12 protein-coding genes and 2 pseudogenes are annotated in these 17,713 nt (G+C 43.7%); 7 read left to right on the forward strand and 7 right to left on the reverse strand.

What is annotated here, in order from left to right; genetic code table 11:
- The first annotated feature begins 42 nt into the window (after window positions 1–42).
- The 4 genes from L1271_RS05885 to L1271_RS05900 all read left to right on the forward strand — a co-directional run bounded on the left by L1271_RS05885 (window position 43) and on the right by L1271_RS05900 (window position 3,912).
- On the forward strand, window positions 43–519 hold the full coding sequence (locus tag L1271_RS05885) for a hypothetical protein (protein ID WP_235367316.1): 477 nt from the start codon (window positions 43–45) through the stop codon (window positions 517–519).
- A gap of 117 nt (window positions 520–636) precedes the next feature.
- Window positions 637–2,469 carry a protein translocase subunit SecD gene (secD, locus tag L1271_RS05890; RefSeq protein WP_174169206.1) on the forward strand — a complete coding sequence of 611 codons (1,833 nt, stop codon included), beginning with the start codon at window positions 637–639 and terminating at the stop codon, window positions 2,467–2,469.
- Between the two features lies 1 nt (window position 2,470).
- Window positions 2,471–3,382, forward strand: a complete 912-nt coding sequence (gene secF / locus L1271_RS05895; RefSeq protein ID WP_235367318.1) for a protein translocase subunit SecF — start codon at window positions 2,471–2,473, stop codon at window positions 3,380–3,382.
- Between the two features lie 101 nt (window positions 3,383–3,483).
- Complete coding sequence (locus L1271_RS05900; protein WP_235367320.1) at window positions 3,484–3,912, forward strand: hypothetical protein; 429 nt, start codon at window positions 3,484–3,486, stop codon at window positions 3,910–3,912.
- Between the two features lie 52 nt (window positions 3,913–3,964).
- Here L1271_RS05900 and L1271_RS05905 read toward each other — a convergent pair whose 3' ends face one another.
- From L1271_RS05905 to L1271_RS05915, 3 genes are all read right to left on the reverse strand, one after another.
- Window positions 3,965–4,333 carry an MliC family protein gene (locus tag L1271_RS05905; protein ID WP_235367323.1) on the reverse strand — a complete coding sequence of 123 codons (369 nt, stop codon included), beginning with the start codon at window positions 4,331–4,333 and terminating at the stop codon, window positions 3,965–3,967.
- 139 nt (window positions 4,334–4,472) lie between these two features.
- Window positions 4,473–7,655 (reverse strand): efflux RND transporter permease subunit, encoded by a 3,183-nt coding sequence (locus L1271_RS05910; RefSeq protein ID WP_235367325.1) that lies wholly within the window; start codon window positions 7,653–7,655, stop codon window positions 4,473–4,475.
- A 2-nt stretch (window positions 7,656–7,657) separates the two neighbouring features.
- The gene (locus L1271_RS05915; RefSeq protein ID WP_235367330.1) at window positions 7,658–8,833 is read right to left on the reverse strand and encodes an efflux RND transporter periplasmic adaptor subunit; all 1,176 of its coding nucleotides are present in this window, start codon (window positions 8,831–8,833) and stop codon (window positions 7,658–7,660) included.
- 203 nt (window positions 8,834–9,036) lie between these two features.
- Between L1271_RS05915 and L1271_RS05920 the strand changes: the two genes are divergently transcribed.
- Both L1271_RS05920 and L1271_RS05925 read left to right on the forward strand, forming a co-directional pair.
- Complete coding sequence (locus tag L1271_RS05920) at window positions 9,037–9,960, forward strand: sensor domain-containing diguanylate cyclase (RefSeq protein WP_235367331.1); 924 nt, start codon at window positions 9,037–9,039, stop codon at window positions 9,958–9,960.
- 119 nt (window positions 9,961–10,079) lie between these two features.
- Window positions 10,080–10,667 (forward strand): annotated as a pseudogene (locus tag L1271_RS05925) (alkaline phosphatase D family protein); the annotation flags it as partial.
- Between the two features lie 62 nt (window positions 10,668–10,729).
- On the opposite strand, the gene L1271_RS05930 reads toward L1271_RS05925, so the two are convergent.
- The 4 genes and pseudogenes from L1271_RS05930 to L1271_RS05945 form a co-directional block, all read right to left on the reverse strand.
- Complete coding sequence (locus tag L1271_RS05930; protein WP_235367332.1) at window positions 10,730–11,674, reverse strand: hypothetical protein; 945 nt, start codon at window positions 11,672–11,674, stop codon at window positions 10,730–10,732.
- A 96-nt stretch (window positions 11,675–11,770) separates the two neighbouring features.
- A complete protein-coding gene (locus tag L1271_RS05935; RefSeq protein WP_235367333.1) occupies window positions 11,771–13,666 on the reverse strand; it encodes an alpha/beta hydrolase family protein in 1,896 nt (631 codons plus the stop codon).
- Window positions 13,667–13,875: 209 nt separating this feature from the next.
- A pseudogene (locus L1271_RS05940) lies at window positions 13,876–15,021 on the reverse strand (alkene reductase).
- A 102-nt stretch (window positions 15,022–15,123) separates the two neighbouring features.
- Window positions 15,124–16,011: a LysR substrate-binding domain-containing protein gene (locus tag L1271_RS05945; protein WP_235367334.1), complete on the reverse strand. Its 888-nt coding sequence runs from the start codon at window positions 16,009–16,011 to the stop codon at window positions 15,124–15,126.
- Window positions 16,012–16,125: 114 nt separating this feature from the next.
- Here L1271_RS05945 and L1271_RS05950 point away from each other — a divergent pair, with 114 nt between their 5' ends.
- A complete protein-coding gene (locus L1271_RS05950; RefSeq protein WP_235367335.1) occupies window positions 16,126–17,310 on the forward strand; it encodes an MFS transporter in 1,185 nt (394 codons plus the stop codon).
- The last annotated feature ends 403 nt before the right edge of the window (window positions 17,311–17,713 follow it).

Genomic DNA, 17,713 nt, shown 5'->3' on the forward strand with positions numbered 1-17,713 from the left:
CAATCTCGTAATTTTATCTAATAAGTTGTTTAATCAGTTTTCATGAAGCGTTTTAACCTTTTCGCCGTTATGTCATTACTCATGTTGTTATGGGTAGCTGCTGCGTGCGCGACAGGAACGCCTGATAATCACTTATCCCATACTTCTGATACGCACAGCACGAGCTTCGTAAACATCACCCAAAAGGGCCTCGCTGACGCCAATCAGTTACCCAGTAAGCCAAGCCCTACAAGTCCAATAAAGCTCAGTGGTGAAACCACGCATCACGAAAAGGGCTTATTACCGGAACGCGAGCGTACTAGCCACCCTAGTTATTTTCTACATCCTAAACAACAAGCCGAATATGCGCTTGTATTTGAGCTTGCAGCAGAAAAATATATACCGGCCTCAGTCTATGACATCAATAGACCTAAGCCTGTACCTTGGTATATGTGTGATACTCGGCCAAACAATGGCTTTATCGACAACTGTAAGCCGGCAAACTTAACCTTCAAAGGCAGTCTCAACTTCGCCTCTTAATCATTATCTACTACCAATAAAGTACCCAAATAGTAGTTTTGATACCAGCACCCTAACGTCTGTATGACCAGTATTCGTTAGCAAATCGGTATCGCTCAGATAGATAATGAGAAAAATATGAAAGATATAAATTCGCCAACGAGGCCATCAACCTCTCGTGGAGCAACCGCGCGTGCAAAACGCTTTTTTACTGCGCTTATTGTGTTCTTGTTGATCCTTTGTGCACTACCAAACTTGTATCCCAATAAGAATTTGATTCAAATTCAAGCAAGTAGTAACGAGGTAGTGTCTCTGTCGCTACCTGAGCTTAAATCTCAGCTAGAAGGAGAGGGATTCAAAGTCAAGCAAATCGAGTCTCATCAAGGTGGCTACTTAGTTGAACTTGAAAACCGCACGCTAACCGCCGAAGCGCGTGCTTATATGGCTGAGTCTCACTCCAAGCTAAGTGTTAAGGTTGTTAGTGCTTCAACGATGCCACAGTGGTTAGAAAGCACTGGACTCAAACCTATCAAGCTCGGACTAGACTTGGACGGCGGTGTGTTGTTCGTACTCAAGGTTGACACAGAGCAAGCGGCGCAAAATAAACTGCAGTCACTCGCAGACGAAGCCAATAGCCTACGGATCAAAAATCGTTATCGTAACCTATCTATTCCTCAAGTTATCAGTGGCGAGCAGGTTGAGGTCATAGCGAAAGCGCAAGGGCAAAATGAACTCGTAGCACTTACTGCGACACTGCGCGAACTCTATCCACAATTTACCAGTACAACTCATAAACAAGGCAGTTTAACGAGAGTTAATTTCCGTTTTGCCGAAGCGAAAAAAGCAGAGTTCGATAAGCAGTTAATGACCCAAGCGCTATCTACTTTACGTTCGCGTATTGAGGAACTCGGGATCACAGAAGCAGTTACGCAACGTCAAGGCACTAACTATATACGAATCGAATTACCTGGCGTGCAAGACCCAGAACAAGCCAAGCGTATTATCGGCGCCACAGCAAAGCTTTCATTTCATGCATTACAAGAAATGGGAGGTCAAAAATTAAAGGATAAATCTGGCGCTTTGGTTTCAGTCGACCCAGTTGCCATTTTTGGCGGGGATGAAATAGAGTCCGCAACAGCAGGAAGAGATGAATACGGCAAGCCTTTAGTGCAACTATTCTTATCTTCTCAAGGCGGTGAAAAGATAAACCGATTTTCTAGAAACAATGTTGGTAAACCAATGGCTACCGTATTCAGCGAATATTACGCGGATCCAAAAGGAGAGATTAAGCGCAAAACGGAGGTAATTTCAGTAGCCACTATTCAACAAGTATTAAATACCCGATTCAGTATTACCAATATGCAGTCAATGGAACGCGCGCAAGAGTTAGCATTATTGTTGCGGGCGGGTTCTCTTGACGCACCAATCACCATTGTGAAAGAGCAAACCATTGGTCCTTCATTGGGCGAAAAGAATATTGAAAGCGGCTTTAAAGCTTTGGCGTTAGGGCTAAGCCTAACTTTGCTGTTTATGGCAGTATGGTATCGCAAGCTAGGCGCAGTGGCCATTACCTCATTACTGGTAAACTTAGTTTGCCTGATTGGATTAATGTCGCTGCTTCCTGGTGTTGTGCTTACCTTACCCGGCATTGCGGGCCTAGTTTTGACTATCGGTATGGCCGTCGACACCAATGTTATTATTTTTGAGCGCGTTCGCGAATTAAGGCGTAAAGGCATTGGGATGGTTACTGCATTAAAGCAAGGTTATCAACAAGCCATGTCGAGTATTATCGATGCCAACTTAACCACGATGATAACTGCTCTTATCCTACTTGGTATCGGTTATGGACCAGTGAAAGGGTTCGCGATCACTTTGGCGCTGGGCATAGTAACCAGTATTTTCGCCGGTGTGGTCGTCTCCGGTATGTTATCAGAATCTCTTTATTCAAAATCACGTAAAGGCGCAAAGTAAAATGACAAGTAAAACGCAAAAGGCAAGATTCGTCGGGCTAATTTCTGGATTGTTACTTGTCCTTGCAAGTCTCATAGCCAACACTCAAAAAGGCATTGTATTAGGCCAAGACTTTACCGGCGGTTACGTTACGGTTATCGATTTACCCAAGCAAACGAGCCAAACAGAAATGCAAAACAAGCTAGCTGAGCTTGGTGTTCAAGATGCGCGAATCTCTCTACAAAACGATGGTAGCTGGCGAGTTTTCCAAACCCCTCAGTCCACCGATGAAACACACGTCAAACAGTGGATAGAAGGAATTGAAACACAATGGCAAGCAAGCGTATTAGACGCCAGTTATCTTGGTGCGCAGGTGGGTAATGAGTTAATTGAGCAAGGTGGCCTTGCTGGTATATTCGCATTACTTAGTGTATTGATTTACTTGGCGTTTAGATTTGAGTGGCGCTTAGCGGTCTCCGCAAGTATCGCGCTTTTTCATGATGTGATTGTGACGCTAGGTTTGTTTGCAATAACGCAAGTAGAATTTGACTTAACCGTGCTTGCAGCGCTGCTGGCGATTATTGGTTACTCACTCAACGATTCGATTGTGATTGGTGACAGAGTTAGAGAGCTTTTGTTCGAAGAGCAGTGGAAAAACAGTCCCGTGGGCAATACCATAGACCAAGCGATAAAGGATTCAATGAGCCGCACGCTTATCACCTCATTAACGACGCTCACAACAGTGTTAGCGATATGGTGGTTAGGCGGCGCGGGACTTAATAGTTTTGCCATGGCGTTGTGTTGTGGCATTCTCATTGGTACTTTGTCTTCCTTGGCAATTAGCGCTACTTTACCGCAGTTTTTAGGCTTGTCATTTAATAACTACCTAAAAGAAGAATCTGAGGCAGCGAAACAGCAACTCGCTGAGCCATAAGCATAATATGCGATTTAGGTTAAAAAAGTAGCAATTACTCTTTTTTAACCTTGTCGTGCTGATGTATAATCCGCACTTCGAAAGGAGCCGGATAAGGATTAATGTCAAAATATAGTTATCAAACTCGGTGCGGGAAAGTAACCCTCTGGACCGAGCAAAATATCCTCTTTGCCTGTTTCGAAGGAAATATTAATGAGTCTATGATCCATTATTTTTCTAGGGCATTAGAGCAATGTCGAGCCGAGATCCATTCTTCGACATGGGGTTACGTGAGTTATTCCGAAAAGGCCATAGCTGCGACACCAGAAGCCTACAAGTTACTGGTAAATACAGCAAAGCGCTGTTTGCAGTTAGGCTGTGTTAGTGCTGCGTATGTGTTGAAGTCGGCAATTGCGAAAAGCCAGATTGAAAAAATGCGCAAAGAAATTGGCATGCCAGAGCCATTAGATCAAGTTTTATTTGCTAATGTAAGCGCTGCCATTGAGTTTGTAAAAAGTACTTTAGCTACACCTGAAAAGTTGTCGGTATAAGACATCCTAATTCTATATAAGTGACGTTGCCTATTGGGACGAGCATTTATAATCAGTTTGATTGCGCCTTCACTGTTAAGGCTTCGTTGGGCCGCATCTCGCAACGTGCGATGATGCGGTTGTTTTTATCTTTTTCCTGTCTAAGCAACATACCTTCATCATTTTTTGTCCACCACACAAACCCATCACCTTGATATTTTGCACCGCTGGCTGAGCGCGCAATCTTCATCTTAACCACCTGTTCGTCAAAATGGACAGTTGCCTTATCACTGTCGTTGTAGTCAACTTTTATCACCGAATCATTATCACATTGATAGCGACTAAGTGTTTCACTAAGCTCAATTTTACAATTTGAGATGTCCTCGCCACATGCACTGAGAACAGCGCTAATTAAAACAGCAAAGGCAATTTGAGATTTCATAAACAGACTCCGGCGAGAAAAAGACGGTATCTGATAATTTAGCGTAAACGGATGAAGTTAAGGTGAATAGTGCGGTTACAAGGCAATAAAAAGCAGCATAAAAAAGGCCCAATGGGCCTTTAAACATGATTACAAGTTATTAATCCTTTACTGGAATGGTATTGGGGGCACTCTGCGCTTCACGTATTCTTGGCATGTATAATCGCTTCGTCATCGCCATAAAGAAAATAGGCGTAAACAATAGACCAAATAAGGTAACCCCTATCATTCCTGAGAATACTGCAATCCCCATGGTTTCGCGCATTTCAGCACCCGCACCAGTTGCAAGTACCAGAGGTACAACCCCCGCGGTAAAGGCAATCGACGTCATCAGAATAGGACGTAAACGTAGTTTACATGCCTCAACAATTGACTCCAAATTAGTCTTGCCTTGCTCATACTCTTCTTTGGCAAATTCCACCATTAGGATTGCATTTTTACACGCCAAAGCAACCAAAACGATAAGAGCAATCTGGGTAAAGATATTATTATCGCCGCCTGTTAGCCACACCCCTACTAATGCTGACAGTATGGTCATTGGCACAATGAGGATGATTGCAAATGGTAGCTTTAGGCTTTCGTATTGCGATGCCAAAACCATAAACACCAAGAGTACAACCAGTGGGAAGATATACACCATCACATTACCCGCGAGGATCTGCTGATAGGTGACTTCAGTCCACTCAAATGCCATGCCTTCGCTAAGCGTTTCGTTTAGCACCGCTTCAATTGCCATTTGCGCTTGATCCGAAGAATATCCGGGCGCAGGGCTGCCATTTAACTCGGCGGTAGGATACCCGTTATAGTGCATAACACGATCAGGCCCCGTTGTCGGCGTGACTTTGAGTACCGCGCCAAGTGGCACCATTTGACCGTAGTTGTTTCTTACTTTGTAAGACAGAATCTGTGCAGGATCTGCCCGAAAATTAGCGTCAGCCTGAGCGGTAACCTGATAAGTGCGACCAAATAAGTTAAAGTCATTGACGTACATTGAACCTAAATAGATCTGTAATGCATTAAACACTTCCTCGAGCGGTACGCCTTGTACCATTGCTTGCTCACGGTCGATATCAATGTCCATTTGTGGTACTTGGATCCTAAAGCTTGAGTACAGTCCCATTAGCTCCGGTTGCTGCTGCGCTTTTGCGATCACTGCTTGTAAGTCAGAAAATAGCTTCTCAAAGCCAAGGTTTGCTCTATCTTCAATTTGCAGTTTAAATCCACCTGTGGTGCCTAACCCTTGTATTGGTGGCGGTGGGAAAACCGCGACAAACGCTTCATCTATGATGGCAAACTTCTGATTAAGCTGCGCAGCGATTGAAGACGCATACAACTCTGGCGATGTGCGACTTTCAAATTTATCTAGGGCAACAAATACAATCCCGCTATTTGGGCTGTTTGTAAAACCATTTACTGAAAGCCCAGGGAAAGACACGGAATGTAAAACGCCTGGAGTCTGTAATGCAATTTGTTCCATCTCACGTACAACGGCTTCTGTTCTATCCAAACTCGCAGCGTCTGGCAGTTGGGCAATCGCAACAAGATACTGTTTGTCCTGTTGTGGAATAAAGCCACCAGGGATGGTGCTAAACAACTTAGTAGTAGCAAAAATTAACCCTAAATAAACCACCAACACAATGGTGCTCAGTCTAATAAGTTTTTTTACTAGTCCAACATAGCCGTGAGCTGCCTTATCAAAAAAGCGATTAAACGGTTTGAATAGCCACTGACCAAACAATTTATCTAACACCACTGTGAGTTTGTCTGGTTTAGCACCGTGCGGCTTTAATAGTAGTGCAGCTAGCGCTGGTGATAATGTTAATGAGTTAAATGCCGAGATCAGCGTCGAAATTGTGATCGTGAGGGCAAACTGTTTGTAAAACTGGCCTGACAAGCCGGTAATAAAAGCAGTTGGAATAAACACCGCACAAAGCACCAATGCAATCGCTATAATAGGGCCTGTCACCTCTGACATCGCTTGTTTAGTGGCCTCGAAGGGCGCGAGGCCGTTTTCAATATTACGCTCAACGTTTTCAACCACGACAATGGCATCATCAACCACGATACCGATTGCTAGTACCAAACCAAACAACGACAAAGTATTGATAGAAACACCAAGCCACTGCATTGCAGCAAAGGTACCAACTAACGATACAGGCACCGCTACCAGCGGAATAATCGAAGCGCGCCATGTTTGCAAGAATAAGATAACGACTAATACCACAAGTACGATGGCTTCTAATAATGTTGAAATTACCGCATCGATTGAGCCACGAACAAAAATTGTCGGATCATAAACAATATCGTACTCAACCCCTTCAGGAAAACGTGTCGATAACTCTTTCATGGTTTCACGCACCTGATCCGACAGCTCTATCGCATTAGAACCAGGACGCTGGAAAATCGGCATTGCCACCGCTTCGTTTCCATCTAGCAAAGCTCTTAACGCGTAGTTATCTTGTCCAAGCTCAACTCGGCCAATGTCTTTGAGTCTAGTGATCGCGCCATCGCTCGATACGCTAACAATAATATTGTCAAATTCACTGGTATCTACCAAACGCCCTTTAACGTTTAACAGAATTTGGAATTGATTTTCATTCGTTGTGGGTTGAGCACCCAAAGAGCCAGCTGCTACTTGGCGGTTTTGTTGTTGGATTGCTCGAACCACATCGCTTGCGGTTAAGTTTCTTTCAGCCAATTGCTCGGGGTTTAGCCATATCCGCAAGGCGTATTTACCGCCGCCGAATAGCTTCACATCACCAACTCCCGGCAAGCGCGCTATCTGATCTTTGACATAAATATCGGCATAGTTAGAGAGGTAGCTTGTATCATGCGAGCCGCTTGGCGATACCAAGTGCACCACCATAGTGAGATCTGGTGACGCCTTCTCAGCAACAACCCCTAAACGTTGTACTTCTTGCGGTAATCTTGGAATAGCGCTATTTACACGGTTTTGTACTTGAACTTGGGCGCGGTCCAAGTCAGTACCAAGTGCAAAAGTCACGGTAAGCGTTAAACGACCATCACTGGTTGCTTGAGAAAACATATACAGCATGTTCTCAACACCATTGATCTCTTGCTCAAGTGGCGTTGCAACGGTTTCAGCAATGACTTTTGGGTTTGCACCGGGGTAAGTTGCAGATACCACAACCGTCGGCGGTACCACCTCTGGATACTCACTAACGGGAAGCTGAAAAAGGGAAATGGCTCCTGCGATTAATATCACAAGCGACATCATCGCCGCAAAAATAGGCCGTTTAATGAAAAAATGGGAAAATTTCATTATTAGTTTAATCCTTGTGAAGAATCGTTTGGCGTCATCGCAACCACTTCTGTGGCGATGTTATCTGGCAAGGTAAGCGTCACTGAGTTTGGGCTTATCGGCATGCCAGGGCCTACACGCGCTGGGCCATTCACCGCGATACGCTCTCCTGCGGCTAAACCCGATTCAACTGCACGAAATTCGCCATAGCGATTACCGAGTGTGATCAGACGATATTCAAGTGTATTCGCGTCGTTGACGACAAGAACAAAGCGATTTTTAAGATCCGTACCCACTGCGCGGTCTGGAATTAATACTCGGTCGTTTTGCTCACCGGATGAAAGACTCACTCGCGCAAACGAGCCAGGTCGTAATTGTCCACTATGGTTATCAAAAGAAGCGCGTACTTTTAGGGTTCCGGAGTGGTCATCGATGGCGTTGTCAATAAAGTCTAGCTCACCCATGACTGGCTGTGACTCACGGCCCAATAACTGTAATTTCACAGGAAGCGGCTCACCTTCCGTCACTGATGCAAACTGGCTATTCCAAGTTCGCTCGTCGATATCAAAATACGCATACATCTTATCGGTTGCGACTATCGTCGTAAGCAAGGTGTCGTTTGCTCTAATGGTGTTACCTTGAGTGACCTCAGCAAATGAAATTTTGCCGCTGATTGGTGCTGTGATCTTGCTAAACTCTAAGTTTAGTTGAGCTGCTTTAAATGAAGCGCGAAGCGCATCTAGTTCGGCTTCACGCTGTGCGGTAAGCGAAACACGGGCATCGACTTCTTCGGTTGAAATCGCTTTTTGCTTGCTTAATCGAAGCGCACGCGCTGACTCACTTTTTGCTTGCGAAAGGGCCGCTTCGGCACGTTTCACTTGTGCGGCAAGACTGGCAACCTCAGCCAAGAAAGTTCTATCGTCCAGCTCAAATAAAACATCGCCTTGGTGCACCGTATCTCCTTCTTTGAAGTTTACCGAGCCGATAACTCCTGTGACCCGAGCGCGAAGTGCGACTTCGTTTGGAGAAGAAAGGCGTGTTGTATAGGTGTGCCAATCAGCAATGCTAATTTGCGGTGTTGGTGCTACATCAATTGGTTGAAGAGGCGGAGTTTGACTGCTTGCCTGCTCAGCTTCGCCACATGCACTTAGCAATAGCAAAGCAGAAATAATCGTTGCGAGTTGCGTTGGTTTTAACATAGTTCCTCCTTTGTGTATGGAGGTAACTATACGTTTCATTTGTTGCATTAAACATAAGTGAAATGGAATATGATTGGTGCTAAATTAGAATCAATTGATGTAGATAACGAAATCAAAATGTCTTTTTTGTGTGATTTGCGCGAGATCTAAGATAAATCTTCCCGATTGATTTAAAATAACAAAAAGCCTAACGGAATTGAATTATGTCTAACGCTAACCATTTACAATCCCTACTGAGTGAAGTGCTCAATAAAAGTGACGATGCCGTTGCTATTGTTAGCAACAAGTCGGTTCTTGAATTTTGCAATAAAGCAATGGCGAAGCTAATTGAACAACCCTCGTCTCACATAACAGGACGCACACTGAGTAATATCTTCGACCCACAAACAGACGATACGTTTGATGATAGAATCGACGGAGATGAACTCACGGAATGGTTTTTAGGCTTAAGCAACGGCTGTGAATTAGACTATCCAGAAATTGAAATTGATACCTTAAGTGGTGAGTTCTTCAGATTACGATGTTTTTCGCTGCAGAATGATGCCTTCGTTATCTACGGAGATAACATTACCACAACAAAAGCGATGCATAGCGAACTCGATCACTTACGTAAAGAGCTCGATTTTATTACTAAAACTGACCCATTAACGGGCGTCGCCAGTCGTAGGCAGTTAAGCGATAAAGTTGACAGTCAAATTAGGTTATATGAACGTTACAGAACACCATTTAGTGTGATACTGACCGACCTCGATAATTTCCGTGCAATTAACGAGCAATTTGGCCATGAAGCGGGAGACCTAGTGCTGGTTCACGTGAGCTCGCGACTCTCTGACATGTTACGAGACACGGATTTAATAGCTCGGCTAGGTGGAGAGGAATTTGCTCTGGTACTCCCTAATACTGGCTTAGAGGGGGCAATCTTAGTCGCCGAGCGGGCACGTATTATGATAGAGCAGGCATCATTTCAAATTGCGGTCGGTGAAGAGGTCGATATTACCAGTTCATTTGGGGTTGCTGAATTTGGCGCAGGTGAGTCTGGCGTTGAAAGCATTATTCGTCGTGCAGATACGATGTTACTAGAGGCCAAAAGCAGTGGCAGAAATCGCGTTGTTCCAAACCCGCACTAATTAAGACCAATCGTTAAATTGTAATAATGCTTAACTAAGCTAGTTCCTTCAAGTAGTAGATAAGTGCGCCCTATATGGCGCATTTTGCAGTTAAGGAACAATAATAATGGCAAGTTTTAGGGCAACAAGTATTGATGACTAAAATGATGATCCCAGTCGAGCTGCTCATGTCTCTTGCAAACCCTTCCGCACAAATGCCGACGCAACTAACAGAGCTTGCTCAAATAAAGGGCAGGCTGCTTGCTGGTGACTCAACATTGTCTGCACAAGAAAAAGCGCGAGTCACGTATACCGTACCATATAATTTGGATTCATGGGACGGCTACCCGATTGAACGTGAAGTAATTTTACAAACAGCAAAAGCGGCCAATAAAAACTTAGTAGTCGTTGCTGGAGATACGCACAACGCCTGGTCAGGTAAGCTCTGCGATGCAAGCGGAGCCGTTTGTGGTCAAGAATATGCGACAGCGTCAGTCAGCTCTCCAGGGCTTGAGTATTACTTGCAATTAGGCGATGAGCAGGCGCTACAATTCGCTGAGGTATTGCAATTACTAGTCGATGACCTTGAATATGCCAATATTCATCAGCGTGGTTATCTAACGCTTAATTTCACAAAAGAGAAGGTAGAAAGTGAGTGGCATTTTGTCAATACAGTCAAGCAAGAGCAGTTTGAAAGCCACAATAAACAGCGCGAGCTTTTACTGTAGTTACGGCAAGCTATTCGCGCTACGCTTCATGTACAGCTACGTAAAAAGTGTGTAAAGGGGCTTTACAGCCCCTTGCATTTAGCTATTTTATCTTGCGAAAGAAGCCGTGTTGCCTTAAACGGCTTCTTTTTACCTCCCTTAACTTTAACCTTTGCAATATCTAAATATTGAAAGTCGCCAGGGGCGTTAAGACGCCATAAATTTTTTGACTGTTCAGAAAAGCAAAACTCTCCCGTATCTCCATGTATCAACAGCAACGGATAACTGAGTTGAGCTGCATACTCTGCAAGTGTCTCTCGATATAATTGATAGCCATCGCACTGAGCTTTCGAGTGTTTATCACAACGTCCTGAATGCTTCTCTTTTTGATATAGGTCGGCTTGTAGAAATATCACCGCGGCTTTATGGTTTGACGTCAACAAGCTGTCCAACCACTTAATATTCTCTACATCACGACGATGAGATTCTTCGTGCACTACTTTTTTATCGGATAATAAGATTTGTCTGCGACCGTTGTTGGTACCAGGCACATGCAAAGTTAAAAACTGCACATCATCCACTATCCAAGATTGATTTTCTGGTACTGTTGACTGGCGTTTAAAGGCCGGTAGCTCAGGTGTTTGCACCGCAAAGTGTTTACGGATGAAATCCAATCTCTCTAATTCATCAAACCTAGGGTTCAGGGTTTCACGGTCACAGTCAGTCCAATCATTGTCTCCGGGCGTGAATACAAAAGGTTGACTACTTACATTTGAGATCAGGGCATAATTATCTTTAAGCAGCTGGTCTGTACAGGGCTCAGCACCGGATTTCATATCACCTACGTGCACCATAAAATCATGCTGTATATCATTTACCTTTTCGTGCAGAGCACCATTTGGCATCAACATGCCTCTGTCTATCTCCGTATAGGGCATATCACCAAAGACTAAAAATGACGTTGCCGAGGCCTGAGATACACTGAGCATAGGCATCAACGCCATGGCGAATAATTTAACGAGCTGCACAATAATTCTCCTTTATATTAGCCCCTATCATACATCAACTCTGTGACAGAAGAAGTCGCTCTCTCAATAAAAAGCGCCGCTAATTGCGGCGCTTTGCTACTTAAGATGTCTTTCGAAAAAAGCTAAAAACTCAGTAAGCGTCTTCACTCTATGTGCTTGATAACTCAGATGGTGGTTGCCATCCTCGAGCTCTATGTATTTGAACTTCTTGTCATGATCTTCAAGTTCATCTGCCATGTCACGACTATGATTCACAGGCACGACTTTATCGTCATCACCATGAATAAGTAACACGGGGCGGCTAATCTGCTTAGCGTAGTTAACAGGAGATTGTGCTTTAAGTTTATCAATATCTTGTCCGAATTGGTCACGAACAAGCTCTTTGTTTGTGAAAAAGCGCGCACGACTGACTATCGATTCTAAGTCTGTAACACCGGCAAAACTTGCTGCACATTGAAACGTTTCAGGATGTTTTACCACAGCCATTAGTGCCGCATAGCCGCCGTAACTTGCACCACCTATACAAATTTTATTTTTGAGTGCATACTTTTCTGCAATCAACCAGTTTGCCGCATCTTGTAAGTCATCTTGCATCTTTCCTCCCCAACCTTGATTTGCTTCATTAAAGAAGTCAAAACCATAACCAAAAGAGCCTCTAAAGTTAGGTTGGAAAACCACAAAGCCTCTGCTTGCCAATAGTTCAGACCAGTAATCAAAGCCAGCGTAGTCGCGAGAGTATGGTCCACCGTGTGGAAAGATGATTGTTGGAGCAGCCGCATCGAATGCTTTAGGTAGGGTTAAGTAACCCTCAATTTCTAGGCCGTCACGCGCTTTAAACGATACCCTTTGTTTGCCCAAATAATTGTCACCGGTAATATCCGGATATAAACGTCCTAACCCTGCCAAAGAGCTGGTTTCTCTGTCACCAATCAGATATGTACCGGAGTCTTGGTCTGAATCGCCGTACGCTATGTATTTTTTATTATCCGTGCTCATACTTATAACAACGGTGTCGTAGTTTGGTAATGCCGCTTTAAGTGAGCGTTGAAGGCGTTTGCGGTCTTCGTCCCAGTAAATTCTCGAGTTATCAAGGTTGGAATGGCTGAAGCCTATGGCTCTGCCGTCGTGTGAATAAATGATACTGCCATCAAAATCATAGTCTGGATCGGAGAAAATAAGCTGAGGTAAAAGCGGGCGTTTAGTAATGTCTGCTTTAAACAGCGCATTTTTACCATTATGAAGTGCGGTGAGGTAAATAATATTTGGGTCTTTATCAAATCCAAGAATATGGATAGCTTCCGGGCCACGAGCCTGAAAGGTATAGAAATCGGTTAAATCCTTCGTCTCAATATCATAGAGCATATAATAGGCAGTGATCCCTTCAAACCCATAACCCATTCTTACATTGCCTTGTTGATCGGCTATCCAGCTAGATATTTTTCTTCTTGCTCGAACAACTTTCTCGCGTCTATCTTTAGCTATATCTAAGATATAAACGCTCGGCTTGTTTGCCATATCAAAGTCAGTTTGAACCAATATCTTGTTTGGTTGTTCTGGCAGTATGCTAATCACGTCATCTTGAAATTGTGCCGAAATTTCATAGCGATAAGCACGGTTGATTTGAACTAATTCATCCGTAGGATTTTTTAAATCAAATTTAAATAAACGAGATGAGGTGTATTTTACACCTCGCTGCACTTTGGTGTAATTCGCACCAAATAAGAGCATGTCATCACTGGCCCAATCGTACCAACCAAGTGCTATCGTTTTATTATCAGTTTGCAGGATATAGTTTTTTTTATGCGTTTTTAGGTCATGAACGGTAAGAACAAGGTTTCCTTCATAATTTTGTAAATACGCAACGGCCTTACCACTGGGTGAGAGTGAAACTTTACTCATATTAGGTAGTTGTGCGTAACTCTCTACGGGTAACTGGGCGTTAGCAGAGATGGTGCAGAGCAGTGCAGTGGCAAATAGAATTATATTTTTCATTTTCTGAAGTATAGTGTATTAAGTTCCTTTAATTTGCCAACATTATTATCTATTTTTAGACCAAACTCCAATCTATATACATTTACATAAACTATCATTAGCGGTAATTCAGGAGAAACAAGCACAAAAGTTAGCTACATTGTACTCACCTTAAAATGGTCATTATTGGGGCTGCGTACTCATTAAGTAATTCATACGCAGATTGAAAGCTAACGTTTAGCCTCTTTTACGTTAATTGGATTTGAGGCGTGAATTTGATAATCAGTATAACCTTGTTCACCTCCACCAAATAATGTCTCAGACTGATGTTCGTTTAAGTACAAATCATTTGCCAGTCTGTAGGGCAAATCATTTGCCAGTCTGTAGGGCAAATCAGGATTAGAGACAAAAGGACGACCAAATCCAATCATATCAACCCAACCTTCATTAAGAGCTTGTTGGGCGCGCCCTTTCGTATACTTTCCGGCATAGATTAATACGCCATTAAATGCCTCTCTAATTGCGTATTTAAAATTCAGAGGCATATCTGGCGCGTCTTCCCAATCCGCTTCTGCGATGTGCACATAGCATACGTTGAGCGCAGTTAGCTGTTTAATTGCCGCGAGGTATGTCTGCTCAGGGTTTTCATCTACTGTACCATTTAAGGTAGTAAGCGGCGCAAGTCTAACACCCACTTTGTCACTGCCAATTTCTTCACTCACCGCCGTCACGACCTCACGCAAAAAGCGAATGCGGTTATCAACAGAGCCACCATAGCCATCAGTCCTTTGATTTGAGTGAGAGTCTAAAAATTGATTAATCAAATAACCATTCGCTGCATGCAGTTCAATTCCATCAAATCCTGCTTGCATCGCGTTACGTGCAGCGTGTCGATATTCGTTAATAACATTATTGATGTCTGCTTGGGTCATTGCTCTAGGTGTTTGAGCTTGAATAAAATCAGGGGAGTCATTTTCATCGATGAAAACTTTCACACCCTGAGCTTGAATTGCTGAAGCTGAAATCGGCTGAAGCCCAGCGGTATTACTTTGGTGCGATACTCGCCCAACATGCCAAAGCTGCGCAAACATAACACCGCCTGCATCATGCACTTGTTTTGTGACTTGTTTCCAGCCAGCAACTTGGGCGTCTGAATAGATCCCCGGTGTCCAAGCATACCCCTTACCGAGTTACGATATTTGTGTCCCTTCACTAATAATTAAACCAGCCGTTGCACGCTGTGCGTAATAGGTTGCCATCAAATTGTTAGGGATATCCCCGGGTTGACTTGCCCGCGAGCGGGTCATAGGCGGCATCACTATGCGATTGCTCAATGTTTTACCAGCTAAGTTAATCGACTCAAATAAATCAGCCATTTGGCCTCCTCAACGTTTATTTTCACTATGAGAAGCTTAACGGTTTAAAATATTTTCATTAACCGCAATAAATACAAAACATATTTGTAAAAAATGAAAAAGCTATAGCGTGAGCCTAGGCGCAATGTAGTCTAGAAATGCCGAAATCCGAGAGGATACACCACTATTTTGATAATACACGGCTTGTACTGCTTCTCTGCGATTTGGCGAAATAATTTGCTCGGTAAAAACTTCAACAAGTCTTCCGGCTGTTATATCTTGCCTCACCATAAAGTTAGATAGCAGTGCAATGCCATGGCCAGCAATACATAATTGCCTCACGGTCTCGCCACTGGATGCGCTAATAGAAAACTTGAGCTGTTGCGGGTTTTGTAAAGGCCAGACGTTGAGATGTGGGGCATCGGTAAAACCTATCAAGTTATGATGTGGAAGATCAATCAGTGGTTCATTACCTACAAATTTACTTAAATAGTCAGGGCTTGCTACAAGATGAAGTTTACTGCGACCTAACAAACGCGCATGAAGATTAGAGTCAGCCAAGTCACCAATTCGTATTGCGATATCGGTTTTATGCTCCAGCAAATCGATGATGCTGTCATGACTTGTTATTTCCAAAGTAATATCGGGAAAGGTCTCATTAAAACCTTTTAATATAGGCGTAAGCTGGTGAAAAACGAAAGGACTTGCAGCATCCACTCTTAATTTACCAGCTGGCGAAAATCGTAACAGCTTTAACGCCTCTTCACCTTGCTCAATGGTATTGAGTGCCTGCCGCGCATAGCGTAAAAATAGCTCTCCTTCTTCGGTTAACTCTATCCGTCGAGTCGTTCGATTGAATAGGGTTACACACAGGGACTTTTCCAGTCGAGTTACTGCTCTTGAAACCTTTGCAACTTGGTCGTCCATCAGATTTGCTGCAGCGGAAAAACTGCCAGTATCGACAACACAGATAAAAGCTTCTAGATCTTCGGTTTTTGAGCTAACGGTCATGTGTATTCCTTTTCATTTTCTACAAAAGTATTTTGTCATTTTCGCTATTTTTTGCAAATAAAAAAGCTTTCACACTACACCAACTTATTGCTTATCACGTTAAAAGGGTTATTTATGCCGCTTGCATTACTGGCGCTGACATTAAGCGCATTTGCCATTGGTACCACCGAATTTGTCATTGTTGGTTTAGTACCGACCATTGCTTCCGATTTATCAGTTTCGCTGCCAAGTGCAGGTTTACTGGTGAGTTTATATGCCATTGGCGTTGCTGTTGGTGCGCCCGTTTTAACCGCACTGACAGGGCGATGGAATAGGAAATCTGTATTACTTAGTTTGATGGCACTATTTGTCTTTGGCAATCTGCTTGCGTGGCAAGCGCCAAGTTATGAAAGCCTCATTTTAGCGAGGATCATGACAGGGCTCGCTCATGGTGTGTTCTTCTCGATTGGCTCTACGATTGCAACTAACTTGGTCTCAAAAGACAAAGAGGCAAGTGCCATCGCCATTATGTTCACGGGACTGACCGTTGCGCTCGTAACAGGTGTCCCCTTGGGTACTTGGATTGGCCAACAGTTTGGCTGGCAAGCCACTTTTCTAGTAGTTTCTGCTTTAGGTGTTATCGCTCTCTTGGGAAGTGCATTATTAATTCCAAAGAACCTAAAGCAAAGCGCATCTGCCAGTCTATCTGAGCAGGCAAAAGTATTATTGCAACCCAGATTACTGCTCGTCTATCTTATGACCATACTCGGCTACGGTGGAACCTTTACAGCATTCACCTATCTTGCGCCAATTTTACAACAGGAAGCTGGTTTTAACGCCGCTACAGTCAGTATTATTATGCTGGTTTATGGTGTATCTGTTGCAGTTGGCAATATCTATGGCGGCAAATTAGCAGATAAAAAAGGGCCGATAAGCGCTCTGACCATCATCTTCGCGTTACTCTCGGTCATTTTGGCTGTGTTGACATTTACCATGCAGTCGAAAATCGGCGTGGTGATCACAGTACTAGTGTGGGGAGCATTTGCTTTTGGAAATGTACCTGGTCTTCAGGTCTATGTTGTACAGCTAGCCGAAAAGTTTAGTCCAAAAACGGTGGATGTTGCATCGGGGTTGAATATCGCTGCCTTCAACGTTGGAATTGCGCTCGGTTCTGTCTTAGGTGGCCAAATTGTTGAAAATATGTCGCTGCAGGACACCGCTTGGATAGGGGCACTTATCAGCGCTGCAGCCTTATTAGCAACCCGTTTTAGTGGCTATCTAGATAACAGATCTTTATTGAAGGCTCAAGTTGTAGAGTAGGTGGCGGCTCATCCGGAGGAATTTTGCTAAAAGATCGCCACGTGAAGTGGCTCCTACGAAAAAAGCAATCTGGTTTAGCGAATATTCAAGCCACACTAAAATAGGAGCAGGTTAATCCTGCGAGCTTTTGTTAAAGATCGCCACCTGAAGTGGCTCCTACGAAAGGCAATCTTATTTAGCAAATATTCAAGCCACACTAAAATAGGAGCAGGTTAATCCTGCGAGCTTTTGTTAAAGATCGCCACCTGAAGTGGCTCCTACGAAAGGCAATCTTATTTAGCAAATATTCAAGCCTCACCAGAGTAGGAGCAGGTTAATCCTGCGAGCTTTTGTTAAAAGATCGCCACGTGAAGTGACTCCTACGAAAGGCAATCTTGTTTAGCAAATATTCAAGCCACACTAA

This window comes from Pseudoalteromonas sp. OF5H-5 (assembly GCF_021530695.1).
Lineage (GTDB): Bacteria > Pseudomonadota > Gammaproteobacteria > Enterobacterales > Alteromonadaceae > Pseudoalteromonas.

Coding starts and splice junctions, on each gene's coding strand:
- L1271_RS05915 (WP_235367330.1), bottom strand. CDS start 8,833: ATGTTAAAACCAACGCAACTCGCAACGATTATTTCTGCTTTGCTATTG.
- L1271_RS05935 (WP_235367333.1), bottom strand. CDS start 13,666: ATGAAAAATATAATTCTATTTGCCACTGCACTGCTCTGCACCATCTCT.
- L1271_RS05910 (WP_235367325.1), bottom strand. CDS start 7,655: ATGAAATTTTCCCATTTTTTCATTAAACGGCCTATTTTTGCGGCGATG.
- L1271_RS05950 (WP_235367335.1), top strand. CDS start 16,126: ATGCCGCTTGCATTACTGGCGCTGACATTAAGCGCATTTGCCATTGGT.
- secF (WP_235367318.1), top strand. CDS start 2,471: ATGACAAGTAAAACGCAAAAGGCAAGATTCGTCGGGCTAATTTCTGGA.
- L1271_RS05945 (WP_235367334.1), bottom strand. CDS start 16,011: ATGACCGTTAGCTCAAAAACCGAAGATCTAGAAGCTTTTATCTGTGTT.
- L1271_RS05905 (WP_235367323.1), bottom strand. CDS start 4,333: ATGAAATCTCAAATTGCCTTTGCTGTTTTAATTAGCGCTGTTCTCAGT.
- L1271_RS05885 (WP_235367316.1), top strand. CDS start 43: ATGAAGCGTTTTAACCTTTTCGCCGTTATGTCATTACTCATGTTGTTA.
- secD (WP_174169206.1), top strand. CDS start 637: ATGAAAGATATAAATTCGCCAACGAGGCCATCAACCTCTCGTGGAGCA.
- L1271_RS05900 (WP_235367320.1), top strand. CDS start 3,484: ATGTCAAAATATAGTTATCAAACTCGGTGCGGGAAAGTAACCCTCTGG.
- L1271_RS05920 (WP_235367331.1), top strand. CDS start 9,037: ATGTCTAACGCTAACCATTTACAATCCCTACTGAGTGAAGTGCTCAAT.